Here is an 18756-nt window from a genome sequence, read left to right as displayed (position 1 = left end):
AGCTCCTATTCAAAATTTTTGATTGATACAGAAAAAAAGAGATTACTCTCCAACCTTTTGACAGCAAAAAGGAGAAGACCTAGCCGGTCCTCTCCAAAGTGTGACTCTTCTTCAACCTACTACAGTTGATAAAAAGTCTTTATTCTACTGTTTCTTCAACTTGGATTTCCACAACTTCCTCTACTGGAGCATTTTCTGTCTCTTCTTGTTCTGGAGCCAGATAGGCTGCTTCATTGATAGCTTGTGGTTCAAGGTTACGGTAACGAGCCATACCAGTACCTGCTGGGATGATCTTACCGATGATAACATTTTCCTTGAGTCCAAGGAGATGGTCTTTCTTACCACGGATGGCCGCATCTGTAAGGACACGAGTTGTTTCCTGGAAGGAAGCCGCTGACAAGAAACTGTTTGTTTCAAGTGAGGCTTTGGTGATTCCCATAAGAACTGGGCGACCTGTCGCTGGAACTCCACCTGCGATAAGAACATCTTTGTTGGCATCTGTAAAGTCATTGATGTCCATGAGGGTACCCATGAGGAGATCTGTGTCTCCTGGATCCATGACACGAACTTTACGGATCATTTGACGCACCATTACCTCGATGTGTTTGTCACCGATTTCTACCCCTTGGCTACGGTAAACTTTTTGTACTTCACCGAGAAGGTAGGTTTCAACTGACAAGACATCACGAACAGCAAGGAGACGTTTCGGTTGAATAGAACCTTCTGTAAGAGCTGCACCGCGAGAGACTTGGTCTCCAACTTCGACACGCATACGGGCTGTAAATGGCACCACGTATTCGCCTTCGCCAGTTTCACCCTTAACAAAGACTTTCTTGGTACGAGTTGAAGCATCTTCTTCGATGGCTGTAACCTCACCCTTGACTTCAGTGATGACCGCTTCCCCTTTCGGATTGCGGGCTTCAAAGATTTCTTGGACACGAGGAAGACCCTGAGTGATATCGGTATTTGAGGCAACTCCACCCGTGTGGAAGGTACGCATTGTAAGCTGTGTACCAGGTTCCCCGATAGATTGGGCAGCAATTGTTCCGACTGCTTCACCAACTTCAACCGCATCACCAGTCGCCAAGTTGATACCATAACAGTGACGGCAGACACCATGACGAGTGTTACATGTAAATACGGAACGGATAGTCACTTCTTCCACACCAGCATTGACAATTTCACGCGCCTTATCTTCTGTAATCAACTCATTTGGACCGATAATCACTGCACCAGTTTCTGGATGTTTAACAGTTTTCTTAGTGTAACGACCATTGAGACGTTCTTCGAGAGACTCGATCATCTCTTTTCCTTCTGCGATAGAACGGATCAAGAGACCACGGTCTGTCCCACAGTCGTCCTCACGGATGATAACGTCTTGGGCAACGTCAACCAAACGACGAGTAAGATAACCTGAGTCGGCTGTCTTAAGGGCCGTATCGGTCATACCTTTGCGCGCACCGTGAGTTGAGAAGAACATTTCGAGTACTGACAAACCTTCGCGGAAGTTTGAAAGGATTGGTAATTCCATGATACGTCCGTTTGGCGCTGCCATCAGACCACGCATACCGGCAAGCTGTGAGAAGTTAGAGATGTTACCACGAGCCCCAGAGTCCATCATCATAACGATTGGGTTCTTCGGATCTTGGTTGGCAACCAAGCGTTTCTCCAATTTTTCACGAGCTGCACGCCATTCAGCGGTAACTGCATTGTAGCGCTCGTCGTCTGTGATCATACCACGACGGAATTGTTTGGTGATTTGTTCTACACGTTTGTGTGATTCTTCGATGATTTCAGCCTTGTCTTCAACCACTGGAATGTCGGCGATACCCACCGTCAAACCTGCAAGAGTTGAGTGGTGGTAACCGAGGTCCTTCATACGGTCAAGTAGGGCAGAAGTTTCTGTCGTACGGAAACGTTTGAAGATTTCAGCGATGATATTTCCAAGGTTTTTCTTCTTGAATGGAGGGTTGAGTTCAAGATTGCTGATGGCTTCCTTGATATCTCCACCAAGTGGCAAGAAGTATTTAGCTGGAACACCCTCTGTCAAGTTAGCATTGTTTGGTTCTTGCAAGTATGGTAGACCCTCTGGCATGATGTCGTTGAAGAGGATTTTACCAACTGTTGTAAGCAAGACTTTATGTTTTTGCTCTTCTGTCCATGGTTTGTTAAGGCTGTCTGTTGCGATACCTACACGTGAGTGGAGGTGAACATAACCATTGCGGTAAGCCATAACAGCTTCGTCACGGTCTTTGAAGACCATTCCTTCACCTTCACGACCAGCTTCTTCCATGGTCAAATAGTAGTTACCCAAAACCATGTCCTGAGATGGAGTAACAACTGGTTTCCCATCTTTTGGATTCAAGATATGCTCAGCAGCCAACATCAAGATACGAGCTTCTGCTTGGGCTTCTTCTGAAAGTGGTACGTGGATGGCCATTTGGTCCCCGTCAAAGTCGGCATTGTAGGCTTCACAGACAAGTGGGTGCAAGCGAAGGGCCTTACCATCAATCAAGACTGGCTCGAAGGCTTGGATCCCCAAACGGTGAAGGGTAGGTGCGCGGTTCAAAAGCACTGGGTGTTCTTTAATAACTTCTTCGAGGATATCCCAGATACGTTCATCTCCACGTTCCACCAAGCGTTTCGCTGCTTTCACGTTTTGTACGATATCACGAGCAACGATTTCACGCATAACGAATGGTTTAAATAGCTCGATCGCCATTTCACGTGGTACACCACATTGGTACATCTTAAGAGTTGGACCAACGGCGATAACAGAACGTCCTGAGAAGTCAACACGTTTACCGAGCAAGTTTTGACGGAAGCGTCCTTGTTTACCTTTAAGCATATGGCTCAATGATTTCAGTGGACGGCTACCTGGTCCTGTGATTGGGCGACCACGACGACCATTGTCAATCAAAGCGTCAACCGCTTCTTGAAGCATACGCTTCTCATTTTGAACGATGATACCTGGTGCGTTCAACTCAAGCAAACGAGCCAAACGGTTGTTACGGTTGATAACACGACGGTAAAGGTCGTTCAAGTCAGATGAGGCAAAACGACCACCATCCAACTGCAACATTGGACGAAGATCGGGTGGAATAACTGGAAGGATGTTGAGAATCATCCATTCAGGTTTATTTCCAGACTTGTAAAAGGCATCTAGGACATCCAAACGACGGATGGCTTTGACACGTTTTTGTCCAGTAGCTGTTTTCAACTCTTCTTTGAGTTCCGCAATTTCTTTTTCAAGATCTACTTGTTTCAAAAGGTCTTGGATGGCTTCGGCACCCATTTTGGCAACGAATGATCCATAACCATACTCACGCAAGCGCTCACGGTATTCGCGCTCTGTCATGATAGATTTGTGCTCAAGTGGTGTATCCTTGGGATCAATCACCACGTAAGCCGCAAAGTAGATAACTTCCTCGAGGGCACGAGGACTCATATCAAGGGTCAAGCCCATACGACTTGGAATCCCCTTGAAGTACCAGATGTGAGATACAGGAGCTTTCAATTCGATGTGCCCCATACGCTCACGACGAACTTTTGTACGCGTCACTTCAACCCCACAGCGGTCACAAACAATTCCTCTGTAACGAATGCGTTTGTACTTCCCACAAGCACATTCCCAGTCTTTTGTAGGACCAAAGATGACTTCGTCAAAGAGTCCTTCGCGTTCTGGTTTTAAGGTACGGTAATTGATTGTTTCAGGTTTTTTGACTTCTCCATAAGACCATGAACGGACTTTGCTTGGAGAAGCTAGGGTGATTTGCATACTTTTAAAACGATTTACATCAACCACTATTTCTTCCCTTTCTATTTTAAGTGAACTGCTTATTCTTGTTCAGCAGCTTCTTCTGTTGCTTCCGCTTTTGTTACTTTCTCAGCTTCTTCTGCTTCAAAGGCTGCTTTAGCCTCTTGAGCTGCTCTTTCGCGGGCTTTTTCAAGGTCATCTACGTGGATGACATCTTCGTCCATTCCTTCATCCAAGTCACGAAGTTCCACTTCTTGGTCATCTTCGTCAAGGACACGCATGTCAAGACCAAGTGATTGCAATTCTTTCACAAGAACTCGGAAGGATTCTGGAACACCTGGTTTTGGAATTGGTTTTCCTTTTGTAATAGCTTCATAAGCTTTCAAACGTCCGTTGATATCGTCAGACTTGTAGGTCAAGATTTCTTGAAGAACATTTGATGCACCATAGGCTTCAAGAGCCCAAACTTCCATCTCACCGAAACGTTGTCCACCAAACTGAGCTTTACCTCCGAGTGGTTGTTGAGTAACGGTTGAGTAAGGTCCGACTGAACGCGCGTGCAACTTATCATCAACCATGTGGTGGAGTTTGATCATGTACATGACACCAACTGATACACGGTTGTCAAACGGCTCACCTGTACGTCCATCGTAAAGGATTGTTTTGGCATCGCTATCCATACCTGCTTCTTTAACAGTATCCCAAAGGTCTTCAGAGCTTGCCCCGTCAAAGACCGGTGTTGCAATGTGGATACCAAGGGTACGAGCCGCCATACCAAGGTGGAGCTCCATAACCTGACCGATATTCATACGTGATGGCACCCCAAGTGGGTTCAACATGATATCAACTGGAGTTCCATCTGGAAGGTAAGGCATGTCTTCTACAGGTACGATACGAGAGACAACCCCTTTATTTCCGTGACGTCCGGCCATCTTATCTCCGACCTTGATCTTACGTTTTTGAGCAATGTAGACGCGAACCAGCATGTTGACACCAGATTGCAACTCATCACCGTTTGCACGCGTAAAGATCTTAACATCACGAACGACACCATCGGCACCGTGTGGTACACGAAGAGAAGTATCACGCACTTCACGAGACTTGTCTCCGAAGATAGCGTGCAAGAGACGTTCTTCAGCTGAAAGGTCTTTCTCACCCTTAGGTGTTACTTTACCTACAAGGATATCGCCTTCTTTAACCTCAGCACCGATACGGATAATTCCCATTTCGTCAAGATTTTTAAGGGCATCTTCACCAACGTTTGGAATTTCACGAGTAATTTCTTCAGGCCCAAGCTTTGTATCACGCGTTTCTGATTCGTATTCTTCGAGGTGGACAGATGTATAGACATCATCTTTCACCAAACGTTCACTCATGATAACGGCATCCTCGAAGTTGTAACCTTCCCAAGTCATGTAGGCAACGATTGGGTTTTGTCCAAGCGCCATTTCCCCTTTTTCCATAGAAGGTCCATCAGCAATGAAATCGCCTTTTTCAACGACATCGCCAACTTTAACAAGTGTACGTTGGTTATAAGCAGTACCTGAGTTTGAACGACGGAATTTTTGGATGTGATAAACATCTAGCGAACCATCTTCACGGCGAACTTCTACCTTGTCAGCATCTGCGTAAGTAACTTTACCACCATGCTGAGCAATCACAGCAGCTCCAGAGTCATGGGCTGCTTGGTATTCCATACCAGTACCAACGTAAGGTGCTTTGGGATCAATCAATGGCACAGCCTGACGTTGCATGTTAGCACCCATGAGGGCACGGTTGGAGTCATCGTTTTCCAAGAAAGGAATACATGCGGTTGCAACGGCAACTACCTGTTTTGGTGACACGTCCATGTAGTCAACCACTTCTACTGGATACTCTTGGTTGACCCCTTGGTGACGTCCCATGACAACCTTCTCAGCAAAAGTACCATCTTCGTTGAGACGAGAGTTAGCCTGTGCTACAGTAAATTCATCTTCTTCATCGGCTGTCAACCAAACAATCTCGTTGGTAACAACACCTGTTTTACGGTCAACCTTACGGTATGGTGTTTGAACAAAACCATATTTGTTCAAGTGTCCGTAAGATGATAAGTTATTGATCAAACCGATGTTAGGTCCTTCAGGTGTCTCGATTGGGCACATACGACCATAGTGAGTGTAGTGCACGTCACGTACTTCATATCCAGCACGGTCACGAGTCAAACCACCAGGTCCCAAGGCTGACAAACGGCGTTTGTGAGACAACTCAGAAAGTGGGTTGTGTTGGTCCATGAACTGTGACAACTGTGATGAACCAAAGAATTCTTTGACTGCAGCCGTTACAGGACGGATGTTAATGATTTGTTGCGGTGTCAAAACTTCATTGTCCTGAACAGACATACGCTCACGGACATTACGTTCCATACGAGAAAGTCCAAGACGAACTTGGTTGGCAAGCAATTCACCAACTGCACGGATACGACGGTTCCCAAGGTGGTCGATATCATCTACACGTCCGATACCTTCCGCCAAGTTAAGGAAGTAGCTCATCTCTGCAAGAATATCCGCAGGAGTGACAACACGAACCTTGTCATCTGGATTGGCATTTCCGATGATGGTTACAACACGGTCTGGATCCGTTGGCGCAACAACCTTGAATTTTTGAAGGACAACCGGTTCTGTCAGAACAGCTGCATCGTTTGGAATATAAACGATCTTGTTCAAGTCGCCATCCAAGTGGTGCTCGATGCTTTCAATCACGCTACGAGTCATAACGGTTCCAGCTTCGACCAAGATTTCTCCTGTTTCAGGATCTACCAATGGCTCAGCGATGGTTTGGTTGAGCAAGCGTGTTTTTATATTGAGTTTTTTATTGATTTTGTAGCGACCAACGGCTGCCAAATCGTAACGACGTGGATCAAAGAAACGAGCCACAAGCAAGCTACGTGAGCTTTCGGCAGTCTTAGGCTCACCTGGACGAAGGCGTTCGTAGATTTCCTTCAATGCTTCGTCTGTACGAGAGTCCATTGGGTTCTTGTGGATATCTTTTTCAACAGTATTGCGAACCAATTCGCTGTCACCAAAGATATCAAATATTTCATCATCACCTGAGAAACCAAGAGCACGAACCAAGGTCGTAAATGGAATCTTACGAGTACGGTCGATACGAGTGTAGGCAATGTCTTTTGAGTCGCTTTCCAGTTCCAACCAAGCTCCACGGTTAGGGATAACAGTTGAACCGTAGCCCACTTTACCGTTCTTATCTACTTTATCATTAAAGTAAACACCAGGAGAACGAACCAACTGAGATACGATGATACGTTCACCACCATTGATGATGAAGGTGCCCATTTCTGTCATGATTGGGAAATCCCCAAAGAAGACTTCTTGGGTCTTGATTTCGCCAGTTTCCTTGTTGATCAAGCGGAAGGTTACAAAAATGGGTGCTGAGTAGCTAGCATCGTGAATACGAGCTTCTTCTAACGTGTATTTTGGTTCCTTGATTTCATATCCAACAAATTCCAACTCCATTGTGTCTGTGAAGTTTGAAATTGGCAATACATCTTCAAACACTTCCTTAAGACCGTGGTCTAGGAAAGCTTTGAATGAATCCGTTTGAATTTCAATCAAATTTGGTAAGTCAAGAACTTCTTTGATTCTTGAAAAACTACGACGGGTACGATGTTTCCCGTATTGAACGTCATGTCCTGCCAAGATGATTCTCCTTTGTAAATAAAGTTCCAAGCCTTATCAATCAGGCTATTGATTATCGTCAAATGGTTGTTAAACCTCTATCACCTCGTCCTTTTGATAAATTTTCAGAATCTTTAAATCTTCGTTACAAAGACTCAAAAAGCCGAAAAAAAACACAAAAAGAGCAGCTAAATCCGACTTTTTCAGGAGATTTAACTGCTGTGAGTCCTGTCTGGACAATATTTCAGACAAAACCTACGACAAATGATTACTCTTATTATACCTCATTGGACAAGATTTTTCAAGATTTTTTTACCATTTTTCAAACAATCTTTTCCTATAAAATGGTTTAACATTTCAAAAGAATTAATCATAAAATTTTCTCTCAAAAATCAGGAAAACGCTTGCACAAATGTTTACCTCATGCTATACTGATAAGGAATAACTACACAAGGAGAATTGTGATGAAAAAGAACCCATCTCAAGCTGAGAAAAAAATGATTTACGGTATCCGTTCCTTGAAGAACGGAACTGGTTCTGTCCTTATTGGTGCCAGCATTGTCTTGCTTTCTGCTACAATGCCAACTATTTCGGCTAACGAAAACCTGCCTCAAACTCAGGAGAATACCAGCACTGTGACCAAGGCACCTACCGAGACTGAAGCAAGTCAAACACAAGAGCAAAGTCCAGTTTCTGAACAAAACAATGCAAACGCTTCCCTTGATGCTAAAAAAGAAACCCCAGCAACTGAAACGGCTCTAACAGCCGAGACACCTAAAAAAGATGACGCTACTCCAAGCCAACCTAACAGCAAGGAAGAGAAAGTAGATACCAGCACTTCGACACCAAGTTCAGATCAAAAACCACAAGCTGACACATCCTCTGAAGAACCCATCGCAGACAACCACTTCCGCATCCACGTAAAAAAACTCCCTGAAGAAAACAAGGATTCTCAAGGCCTTTGGACTTGGGACGATGTTGAAAAACCTTCTGAAAACTGGCCCAATGGAGCCAAGTCCTTCAAGGATGCTAAGAAAGATGACTACGGCTATTATCTCGATGTCAAACTCAAGAATGAGCAAGCCAAGAAGGTTAGCTTCCTCATCAACAATACCAAAGGGAATAACCTTACTGGTGACCGTTCAGTAGAGCGCCTTTCTCCAAAAATGAATGAGGCTTGGCTAGATGAAAACTATAAGGTATATAACTACCGTCCTCAGCCAGCGGGAACAGTCCGTGTCAACTACTACCGTACCGATGGCAACTATAACAAGAAATCTCTCTGGTATTGGGGCGATGTCAAGAATCCAAGCAGTGGAGAATGGCCTGACGGAACAGACTTCACTGCAACTGGAAAACATGGCCGTTACATTGACATTCCACTCAATGAAGCTGCAAGAGAATTTGGATTTTTATTACTAGACGAAAGCAAGAAAGGCGATGATGTGAAAATCAGAAAAGAAGATTATAAGTTCACAGATCTAAAAAATCACAGTCAAATCTTCCTCAAAGATGATGACGAAACCATCTACACTAACCCCTACTATGTGCACGACATCCGCATGACTGGTGCCCAACACGTGGCCAAGTCTCGTATCGAAAGCAGTTTTTCTACCCTCGTTGGAGCTAAGAAAGAAGACATTCTTAAACACTCCAATATCACTGACCATCAAGGGAACAAAGTAGCTATCACAGACGTGGAAGTGGATGAGGCTGGTAAGAAAGTGACCTACATCGGCGACTTCTCTGACACCCAACACCCATACACTGTCAGCTACAATTCAGACCGTTTTACCACACGTTCAAGCTGGCGCCTCAAGGATGAGACCTACAGTTACGATGGCCCACTCGGCGCAACCCTAAAAGAAGATGGCAAGCGTGTTGACCTCACCCTCTGGTCTCCAAGTGCTGATAAGGTTTCCGTTGTTGTCTATGACAAGAAAGACCCTGAAAAAGTAGTCGGAACTGTCGCCCTTGAAAAAGGAGAAAAAGGAACCTGGAAACAAACTCTGGATGCAAACTCAGGTCTCGGTATCAGCAACTACACTGGCTACTACTACCACTACCAAATCGAGCGCCAAGGTAAAACTGTTTTCGTTCTTGATCCTTATGCCAAATCACTAGCAGCTTGGAACAGTGACCTAGCAAAAACAGATGCCGCTCATAAGGTCGCTAAGGCTGCCTTTGTCGATCCAGCGAAGTTAGGTCCGCAAGACTTGACCTATGGGAAGATTCGTAACTTCAAATCGCGTGAAGATGCCGTTATCTATGAAGCTCATGTGCGTGACTTCACTTCGGATCCTGCCATCGCAAAAGACTTGACCAAACCATTTGGTACCTTTGAAGCCTTTATCGAAAAACTAGACTATCTCAAAGACTTGGGTGTGACTCATATCCAGCTCCTTCCAGTCCTGTCTTACTACTTTGTCAATGAATTGAAAAACCATGAGCGTTTGTCTGCCTACGCTTCAAGCAACAGCAACTACAACTGGGGATATGACCCTCAAAACTACTTCTCCTTGACTGGTATGTACTCTAGCAATCCCAAGGATCCAGAAAAACGTATCGCGGAATTCAAAAATCTCATCAACGAAATCCATAAACGTGGGATGGGAGCTATCTTGGACGTGGTCTACAACCATACTGCCAATCTCGATATCTTTGAAGACCTAGAGCCAAACTACTACCACTTTATGGACGCAGACGGAACTCCACGTACTAGCTTTGGAGGCGGTCGTTTGGGAACAACCCACTACATGTCTAAACGTGTCTTGGTAGACTCTATCAAGTATCTGGTTGAAACTTACAAAGTTGATGGTTTCCGTTTCGATATGATGGGAGATCACGATGCGGCTTCGATCGAAGAAGCTTACAAGGCTGCACGCGCCCTCAATCCAAATCTGATCATGCTAGGTGAAGGTTGGAGAACCTATGCTGGAGACGAAAACACGCCTACTAAAGCTGCTGACCAAGATTGGATGAAACATACCGATACGGTTGCGGTCTTTTCAGACGATATTCGTAACAACCTCAAGTCTGGCTATCCAAACGAAGGTCAACCTGCTTTTATCACAGGTGGAAAACGCGATATCAATACCATCTTCAAAAATCTCATTGCTCAACCAACTAACTTTGAAGCAGACAGTCCTGGAGATGTTATCCAGTATATCGCAGCCCATGATAACTTGACCCTCTTTGATATCATCGCTCAGTCTATCAAAAAAGACCCAAGCAAGGCTGAGAACTACGCTGAAATCCATCGCCGTTTGCGACTTGGAAACCTCATGGTCTTGACTGCTCAAGGAACTCCGTTTATCCACTCTGGTCAGGAATACGGACGCACCAAACAATTTCTTGATCCAGCCTACAAGACCCCTGTTCCAGAGGATAAAGTTCCAAACAAGTCTCACTTGTTGCGTGACAAGGACGGCAAGCCATTTGTCTATCCTTACTTTATCCACGACTCTTACGACTCTAGTGATGCTGTCAACAAGTTTGATTGGACCAAGGCAACAGATGGCAAAGCTTTTCCTGAAAATGTCAAGAGCCGTGACTACATGAAAGGCTTGATTGCCCTTCGTCAATCTACAGACGCCTTCCGACTCAAGAGTTTACAAGATATCAAAGAGCGCGTCCAGCTCATTACAGTCCCAGGCCAAAATGGTGTGGAAAAAGAGGACGTAGTAATTGGCTATCAAATCACTGCTCCAAACGGTGATATCTACGCAGTCTTTGTCAATGCAGATGATAAGGCTCGTGAATTCAACTTAGGAACTGCCTTTGCTCACTTGAGAAAGGCTGAAGTCCTGGCAGATGAAAACCAAGCCGGACCAGTAGGAATCGCTAAACCTCAAGGTCTTAAATGGACTGAAAAAGGGTTGCAATTGAATGCCCTAACTGCTGTTGTTCTCCGCTTGTCTCAAGGTAGTGCCATCGTTGCTCCAGCTGTGGAAGAAAAGCCAGAATTTGATCTTTCTAGCTTGGAAGTTGAACAAGAACAGGACCAAGCCCAAAACCTAGCAGCAAATCCTGACACTCAAGAAACTGCTGCAGAATCTCTTTCTCAGAAAGTCCTTCCAAACACAGGAACTGAGAGCAAATCCCTTCTTGCCCTTGCTGGATTCAGCATCCTTGCCCTTCTCGGATTTGGATGGTTGATGAAAAACAAGAAAAAGCAATAATACTCAATGAAAATCAAAGAGTAAACTAGGAAGCTAGCCGCTGGCTATATTCGAGTACAGCAAGGCGAAGCTGACGTAGTTTAAAGAGATTTTCGAAGAGTATAAACTAGCCTTCCTATAGAAACAACACCCCATGGTCAGAAGGATCTTCTAGCCAATGGGGTGTTGTTTTTTATTTAATGATAGGCTTATCTATCAAATCATGTATTCTACACTATAGCTAGCATCTGATAAGATACGAGCCAGGAACTGCTTGGTTCGTTCTTCCTGTGGACGACTAAAGAAATCATGTGGATTGTTCTCCTCTACGATACGGCCTCCATCCATGAAAATAACGTGGTTGGCGACATCTCTAGCAAATCCCATCTCATGCGTGACGACCACCATGGTTACACCTTCTCCCGCCAACTGTTTCAGAACATCCAAAACATCTCCAACCAACTCAGGGTCTAATGCAGATGTTGGTTCATCTAGCAAAATGACCTCGGGCTTGACGGCAATGGCACGCGCAATTCCTATTCGTTGTTGTTGCCCTCCAGATAGCTGGGAAGGGTAGTAGTCTTTATAGGCCAGCAAACCAACTTTTTCCAAGGCAGATTCTGCACGTTTGAGCGCTTCTTCCTTGGGAACTTTACGAGCCACGATTAGGCCTTCTAGAATATTTTCCAGAGCAGTTTTGTTTGCAAATAGATTGTAGTGTTGGAAAACAAAGGCTGTTTTTTGGCGAATTTCTAGAATGTCTTTCTTGCTTAATTTGGCTAAGTCATAGGTCTTTCCTGCCAAGGTCAAACGGCCACTGTCAGCTTTTTCTAAGTGGTTAAGACAACGGAGAAAGGTCGTTTTCCCCGAACCTGATGGTCCTAAAATAACGACGACATCCCCTTGGTTGACCTGGAGATTGACATCCTCTAGTACCTGCCTCTCACCAAATGTTTTTGCGATATGTTCTACTTGTAACATCCTGTCCTCCTATACAAAACGCGCGCTAGATGCTTTTGTTCTCTTTTCTTTTTTTACATAACCTTTCTCCAGTAGGGAGAAGCCCAACTGAATCAAACCACAAATCAAAATATACTGCAAAAAGATCACAAAATAAGACTCAAAATACTGGTAACCGTAGGACGCTTCTACACGGGCAATCGCAGTAATATCCTTGATAGTCATGACAAAGACCAGGGAGGTCCCTTTGACGATATTGATCACCAGATTGGCCAAGTTAGGTAAGGCTGAGCGCAAGGCTTGAGGAAAAACAATCCTTAGATAGGCCTGTTTCGTGGTCAAGCCAATCGCATGCGCTGCCTCTAATTGTCCCTTGTCCACCGTCAAGATAGCTGAACGCAAAATCTCCGACAAACTCCCGACCGTCATCAGACTATAAATGATAAAGGCATAGTAGAGAGGATCAAGCTTGAAAATATCAAAGTCACTTCCTATGCTTTTGAAAAATTGATTCAGCAGACTTGGAAACAAACTATAAAAGAAGAGAATCAATAAAATCGGAGGAGTCGCTCGGATAAACGCCAGATAGACCAGAGAAAAACTCCTCACCCCTCGAACCTTGTAAATCTGCCCCAAGGCCAAAAATAGAGCCGGTAAAAAGCTTAAGACCATAGCCACAATCATGATAATCAAGGTGATTGGCACACCCTTCAAGGTCTCCAGAAAGGTCGTTACAATATAGTCTATATCCATTTCTTACCTCCCTTTTGTTTCCAAAGACTTCTCAAGCAAACGACTCAAGCTAGAAATAACTAAGGCAATCCCCCAATAAAGAAGCGCAACTGCCGTATAGGTTTCCAGCGAGTAGTTCCCTAAATTGCGACTGATCAAGAGATTGCCTGCACCCATAACATCAACAAAACCAATCGTATAGGCCAAGGCAGCATCCCGCATGAGATTGAGAATAGCGGTCGTTAGATTGGGAAGAGCAACCTGAACAGCTTGAGGAAAAATGATTCTCCAAAAGGTCTGACTTGGAGTCAAACCAATACTAAGCCCAGCCTCTGTCTGCCCCTTTGGAATAGCCTGATAGGCTGCCTTGAAAACCTCGGCAACAATAGCTGCAAACAAGAGAATCATCGTCAGGAGAACAAAAATAGTTTTAGACCAGTTGTTAATATCCAAACCCAGCCACCATTTCAGAAATTCTGGCAAGCCATAAAAGACTAGAAAAAGCAAGACAATCGGCGGTGTACAACGAAGGGTAAAGATATAACCTTTAGAAATTGCTGCAAAACTCTTGTCTTCTCCTACTTGCGCCCAGGCCAAGAGTCCTCCAAAAAGGGAACCAAGAAGAGTGGTAAAAAAGAGAATGGACAAGGTCATAGGAAGTGCCTGCAATAAGGTCGGAAAAAACTGAAAGACCTTGGAAAAATCATAAGAAACCATGCAAAACCCTTTCTAGTCTTGGAATTTCTGGTCTAGTCTTTGTCTACGTAACTAAAGACATCTTCTTTGAAATATTGCTGAGATAGCTCAGCAAGCGTGCCATCTTCTTTCAACTCTTTGATTGCTTTTTCATATTCTTTAGCAAATTTCTCACCCTTTTCATCACGGTGAATCAAGGGATAAGTTGGAATGCCCTTATATGGGAACCAGCTGAGTTTGTCCGCATATTGGTGGTAAGGGCCATCTTCTGCGGTAACTGCTTTTTCAAAGGACAGTTTGATATCAAAGAAGGCATCATAACGTCCTTCTAAGACCCAGGCATAGGCATCTGATACCTTAAAGGATTCCGCTGCAGTTAGCTCAATTGGTGCATCTTGATGTTTTTCATTGTAGCTTGTGATGACATTCCATTGAGCATTCTGTGGAGAGATAGGAACCAATTTCCCTTTATTCTTAGCAAAGTCATCAATGGTTTTGTATTTCTGTTCGTCTTCTTTTCTGACAGTAAATCCGATAATACTTGCTCCGACTGGTTCAGATGGAATGACAAACTTTTTAGCTCGTTCATCTGTGTACCAAGCTCCCTTGGTTCCGATGTCATACTTGCCTGATTCCAGACCGATCAAGAGGTCATCATCACTGGTACCCGTATATTCAAATTGATAGTTTGCCAACTTCTCATCAACAGCCTTCAAAACAGCTACTTCATAACCATCTGACTCCCCTTTTTCATTGACAAAGTCATAAGGTACGTAGTTTTGTGTATGGGCAACCTTCAAGGTTATGACCTCACCAGATGAAGTTGTTTCCCCCTCCTTGGCTGGAGCGCCAGCTAAACTTCTCCCGATAATCGTTGCCCCAATTACTGCAACAACTACTACACCTCCAATAATCCATGCTTTTTTACTCATCTTTTTCTCCTTTAGTTTTCAAGTGCTTCTCTCACCCACTGGATACGTTCAACTGCAATATCACTTGGAATGGTACAATCTGCACCAAGTACCAAGCCCTGTTTCCCAGCTTCTGCAACTAGTTTCTTTGCCTCAGCCTGAATGGCATCCTTGCCACCAGTATACAGCAAGCCCGTCTTGCCATTTTCGAATCCTCCAAGAACCGTACGTCCCTTGAAAATCTCACGACCTTCCTTGAGAGTGATTCCCTCTGGTCCTACAGCCCAATTAAAGACTTGGGCTGGATAGTCTGCAAAAAGGTGAATATCATTTCGCGCTCCCTCGTAGCCACAGATATGAAGAACTGTGACACCACCAACAGCACTAGCCGCTTCTAGAATAGTTATCTCGCTAGGTGCAATGGCAGCTTGATAATCTGCTGCCGACACTCGTCGATCTTGGATGCTTTGCACGCTGAGATAGATCCCATCTGCACCAGCCTCTTCGATGACAGCTCGGCTGAGACTCGCAATATCTTCTGCAATCACATCCAACACCTTCTTCAAGGCTTTAGGGTCTTCAACCAGAAAGTCAGCAATGAGGTCATCCCCACCAGACACTTCCCCTAGCAACCACTTGAGATAGGTCACAGGAGCAAAAATATTGTAAATCGCAACGATATCTTCTGTAAACTCTTGCTTGATTTTCTGAACCAAGTCCACCTGCTCTTTTATCCAAGGGTGATCTGGTCCGAGTGGTTGAATGGTCGCCAACTCTTGAAGAGATTTTCCTTTGGCAATCACTGGATTTGGATAAGCAAAGTACCCATCACTCATGAGCTTGATAAAGTCCGGCTGAACTTCTCGAATAAAGCGCTTATGGCCTTGAATATTCTTTTCGATAATGGCTGGATTTGAGAAACCGTGTAGCCATTCGTCTTCTGATGTGAAATGGTGCCAAAATCCTACTGGCACACGATCAACTTTCTCACCTCTAAATGCTTTTAAAACCCATTCTCTTTTTTCTGACATTCTTATTCTCCATTTCTTACTTTTTCAACTAATAAACTGCTTGCGATATCATTCGAGCGTAGAAAGGGGAGACTGGACTTGGAAAAATCCTGAACTCCACGACATCTCTCTCCATTTTTGCAGTGCTCATTTTTTACGACGTTTATGGCGACCAAGGCCAGCAAACCGACAACGACAATGAAGATACCCCATCTTTTACTTTTCATAGCTCCTCCCTTTTAGAGAACCGCTGCCTGTCGAATCCAGTCCAACCTCTCTAAGTCAAAATCATCTGGAACAGTACAGTCAGCTCCCAGAAGAACTCCTTTACTACCAGCTTCAGCCAGCAACCGCCTTGTTTCATGTTGCAATTCCGCTTTAGAACCTCGATAAAGCAAGCTTTTCTTACCATTTTCAAATCCACCTAAAACAGCCTTGCCTTGAAACAACTCCTGACCCCGTGTCAAACTAACATCCTCATGGTGAGTCGCCCAATTGACAACCTGAGCTGGATAATCCTTAAATATCGTCACATCATTACTCGCACCTTCAAAACCACAGATATGGAGGATATTAGTCCCACCAACCTGATTAGCCGCCTTTAAAACAGCTATATTGCTCGGTTCGATATAGGTTTGATAGAGTGCTGGTGTGATACGCTCATCTTGAATTTCCTGGGTGCTTAGGTAAATCCCGTCAGCACCACCTTCCTGGATGATTTTCTGAGTTAAGAAAGCAATGTCTTTTGCAATCACATCTAGAATAGCTCTGAATCGCTCAGGATTTTCAAGCAATAGATCAGCCACTTCCTTATCTCCCCGTGAAGTTTCTGTACGGAACCAGCGCTTGAGGTAGGAGATAGGCGAAAAGATATTGTAGAAAGAAGCAATCTCTTCGGTAAAGGTCTCTCGAATCGCTTGTACCACTTCCACCTGTTGCTGAATCCATGGGTGTTCCTCACCAATCGACTCAATAGAAGCCAACTCCTGAATGCTTGCGATCTTAGGACTATGGACATTACTTGGATAAAGGAAAAAACCGTCGCTCATAATTTTGACAAAATCAGGATGAATCCTTTCCACATAGTTGCGATGCCCATCAACACTTTTTTGAAAGATACGTGGATTGTTTAATCCCTGCCCCTTTTCTTCGAGTGTTACAAAATGAAACCAAAATCCCACAGGAACTCTTTCCACTTCATCGCCTCGAATCGCTCTAAAGACTAGATCTCTTTTACTTGCCATACCTTTCTCCTTCCATTTGGATTGAAACTATCTTACCATTCCTTTTTTCCTTTTCCCAATATATATTGACTATCGACTCGATTGGAAATTTTTATATCTATAAAGAAAAAAATCCCTGAAAAGCTTGATGTTACTAGCCTCTCAAAGATTCACTTTATTTTCATCTATTTTTCAAAAAGGAGTTGATATAGATTTTCTATCAAGCCGATTGAATTTTTTTATATCCATCTTCATTCCCAAATTAAGTACATAATTTTATCCTAATACCAAATTACTACTGAAAAATTTCTTTTCTCTCGATATTTCCTTGCACAAATCCCATGAAAACGCTACAATATTAATAGACTATTATTAGGAGGATGGGATTATGAAAATATCCAAAGTTACCATTACAATTGCTTCTACACTTACTTCCGTCATTTTACTGACTGGCTGTGGCACAAATTCGGCAAATTCACAGACAACACAAAGTAGTACATCTGATAATCAGGTTACCATGACCTATGATCAGTTGCGTTCAAGAGAGAACACTATGTCAACTCTTTGGTATCAAAAAGCAGCTGAAACCAAGGCACTCTATCTACAAGGTTACAATGTCGCTACTGATCGTTTGAAAGAACTACTAAAAACACAGACAGATAAACCCTACTCTATCGTTTTGGACTTGGACGAAACCGTATTAGACAATAGTCCTTATCAAGCGCAAAATGTCAAAGACGGAACAGCATTTACCCCAGAAAACTGGGATGTCTGGGTAAAAAAAGCAGCAGCCAAGGCTGTACCAGGTGCTAAAGACTTTCTCCAATTTGCAGACCAAAACGGTGTCCAAATTTACTATGTATCTGACCGCACGATAGATCAGGTAGATGATACGATCAAAAACCTAGAAAACGAAGGAATTCCTGTACAAAGTCGCGATCATCTCATGTTCTTAGAAAAAGGCGTCAAATCTAAAGAAGGTCGTAGACAAGCAGTCCAAGAAAAAACCAACTTAGTCATGCTACTAGGAGACAATCTTGTGGACTTTGCAGAGTTTTCAAAGACCTCTGAAACTGAGCGCGACCAAAAATTAGAGGAATTACAAAAAGAGTTTGGTGAGAAATTCATCATTTTCCCTAACCCAATGTACGGATCATGGGAAAGCACTGTTTACAATGGTAATAAATTGGATGCCAAGGGTCAAACTGAAGAGCGCCAAAAAAACTTACAAGGTTTTGATAAATAAAATAAGGGAGCTATCTACTAGTTTACACCAACTACAAGATATCATATTTGCGAGAATATCAAAAAAAGACGATTTCCAAGCGGAAATCGTCTTTTAATAAGGACAGACTTCTCCAATTCAAAATGTACTTCATTTAGTATAGGTGTAGCCATAAATCATATTTTCTAAGTGGTTTATACATGATTACCCGTCAGGGAAAGCAAATATGCAAAATTTAGAAATTTTGATATAATAGAACTATCAAAAAGTAAAGGAACGATTGGTATGAAAGCAATCACAGCTCACAGCTCACAGCTCACAGCTCACAGCTCACAGCTCACAGCTCACAGCTCACAGCTCACAGCTCACAGCTCACAGCTCACAGCTCACAGCTCACAGCTCACAGCTCAC

11 protein-coding genes are annotated in these 18756 nt (G+C 43.7%); 2 read left to right on the top strand and 9 right to left on the bottom strand.

Annotated elements, in window-relative coordinates:
* Window positions 1–139: 139 nt before the first annotated feature.
* Together rpoC and rpoB are read right to left on the bottom strand one after the other, a co-directional pair.
* Window positions 140–3805 carry a DNA-directed RNA polymerase subunit beta' gene (rpoC, locus tag DF216_RS02920; protein WP_164978992.1) on the bottom strand — a complete coding sequence of 1222 codons (3666 nt, stop codon included), beginning with the start codon at window positions 3803–3805 and terminating at the stop codon, window positions 140–142.
* A 32-nt stretch (window positions 3806–3837) separates the two neighbouring features.
* On the bottom strand, window positions 3838–7449 hold the full coding sequence (gene rpoB, locus DF216_RS02915; protein WP_129325908.1) for a DNA-directed RNA polymerase subunit beta: 3612 nt from the start codon (window positions 7447–7449) through the stop codon (window positions 3838–3840).
* 443 nt (window positions 7450–7892) lie between these two features.
* Here rpoB and DF216_RS02910 point away from each other — a divergent pair, with 443 nt between their 5' ends.
* The gene (locus tag DF216_RS02910) at window positions 7893–11609 is read left to right on the top strand and encodes a pullulanase (protein WP_129325907.1); all 3717 of its coding nucleotides are present in this window, start codon (window positions 7893–7895) and stop codon (window positions 11607–11609) included.
* 195 nt (window positions 11610–11804) lie between these two features.
* On the opposite strand, the gene DF216_RS02900 is transcribed toward DF216_RS02910, so the two are convergent.
* From DF216_RS02900 to DF216_RS02870, 7 genes are read right to left on the bottom strand one after another with little or no spacing between them, the layout of a single operon-like run.
* The gene (locus DF216_RS02900) at window positions 11805–12569 is read right to left on the bottom strand and encodes an amino acid ABC transporter ATP-binding protein (protein ID WP_000942251.1); all 765 of its coding nucleotides are present in this window, start codon (window positions 12567–12569) and stop codon (window positions 11805–11807) included.
* A 9-nt stretch (window positions 12570–12578) separates the two neighbouring features.
* A complete protein-coding gene (locus tag DF216_RS02895; RefSeq protein ID WP_129325906.1) occupies window positions 12579–13301 on the bottom strand; it encodes an amino acid ABC transporter permease in 723 nt (240 codons plus the stop codon).
* A 3-nt stretch (window positions 13302–13304) separates the two neighbouring features.
* The gene (locus DF216_RS02890; RefSeq protein WP_129325905.1) at window positions 13305–13997 is read right to left on the bottom strand and encodes an amino acid ABC transporter permease; all 693 of its coding nucleotides are present in this window, start codon (window positions 13995–13997) and stop codon (window positions 13305–13307) included.
* A 32-nt stretch (window positions 13998–14029) separates the two neighbouring features.
* The gene (locus tag DF216_RS02885; RefSeq protein WP_129325904.1) at window positions 14030–14908 is read right to left on the bottom strand and encodes a transporter substrate-binding domain-containing protein; all 879 of its coding nucleotides are present in this window, start codon (window positions 14906–14908) and stop codon (window positions 14030–14032) included.
* 11 nt (window positions 14909–14919) lie between these two features.
* Complete coding sequence (locus tag DF216_RS02880; RefSeq protein ID WP_125827816.1) at window positions 14920–15918, bottom strand: uroporphyrinogen decarboxylase family protein; 999 nt, start codon at window positions 15916–15918, stop codon at window positions 14920–14922.
* A 2-nt stretch (window positions 15919–15920) separates the two neighbouring features.
* The gene (locus DF216_RS02875) at window positions 15921–16124 is read right to left on the bottom strand and encodes a hypothetical protein (RefSeq protein WP_061453981.1); all 204 of its coding nucleotides are present in this window, start codon (window positions 16122–16124) and stop codon (window positions 15921–15923) included.
* Window positions 16125–16136: 12 nt separating this feature from the next.
* A complete protein-coding gene (locus tag DF216_RS02870) occupies window positions 16137–17141 on the bottom strand; it encodes a uroporphyrinogen decarboxylase family protein (RefSeq protein ID WP_129325903.1) in 1005 nt (334 codons plus the stop codon).
* A 367-nt stretch (window positions 17142–17508) separates the two neighbouring features.
* Here DF216_RS02870 and DF216_RS02865 point away from each other — a divergent pair, with 367 nt between their 5' ends.
* Complete coding sequence (locus tag DF216_RS02865) at window positions 17509–18366, top strand: 5'-nucleotidase, lipoprotein e(P4) family (RefSeq protein ID WP_000703387.1); 858 nt, start codon at window positions 17509–17511, stop codon at window positions 18364–18366.
* The last annotated feature ends 390 nt before the right edge of the window (window positions 18367–18756 follow it).

Source organism: Streptococcus oralis (assembly GCF_004127215.1).
GTDB classification, from domain to species: Bacteria; Bacillota; Bacilli; order Lactobacillales; family Streptococcaceae; genus Streptococcus; species Streptococcus oralis_BD.
Note: the sequence above shows the minus strand (reverse complement) of the source record. Positions and strands in the feature narration are given on the sequence as shown.

What these genes read in the sequence shown, in the direction of transcription:
- DF216_RS02900 (WP_000942251.1), bottom strand. Translation starts at nt 12,569, where the DNA reads ATGTTACAAGTAGAACATATCGCAAAAACATTTGGTGAGAGGCAGGTA.
- DF216_RS02865 (WP_000703387.1), top strand. Translation starts at nt 17,509, where the DNA reads ATGAAAATATCCAAAGTTACCATTACAATTGCTTCTACACTTACTTCC.
- DF216_RS02875 (WP_061453981.1), bottom strand. Translation starts at nt 16,124, where the DNA reads ATGAAAAGTAAAAGATGGGGTATCTTCATTGTCGTTGTCGGTTTGCTG.
- DF216_RS02895 (WP_129325906.1), bottom strand. Translation starts at nt 13,301, where the DNA reads ATGGATATAGACTATATTGTAACGACCTTTCTGGAGACCTTGAAGGGT.
- DF216_RS02910 (WP_129325907.1), top strand. Translation starts at nt 7,893, where the DNA reads ATGAAAAAGAACCCATCTCAAGCTGAGAAAAAAATGATTTACGGTATC.
- DF216_RS02885 (WP_129325904.1), bottom strand. Translation starts at nt 14,908, where the DNA reads ATGAGTAAAAAAGCATGGATTATTGGAGGTGTAGTAGTTGTTGCAGTA.
- DF216_RS02880 (WP_125827816.1), bottom strand. Translation starts at nt 15,918, where the DNA reads ATGTCAGAAAAAAGAGAATGGGTTTTAAAAGCATTTAGAGGTGAGAAA.
- DF216_RS02870 (WP_129325903.1), bottom strand. Translation starts at nt 17,141, where the DNA reads ATGGCAAGTAAAAGAGATCTAGTCTTTAGAGCGATTCGAGGCGATGAA.
- DF216_RS02890 (WP_129325905.1), bottom strand. Translation starts at nt 13,997, where the DNA reads ATGGTTTCTTATGATTTTTCCAAGGTCTTTCAGTTTTTTCCGACCTTA.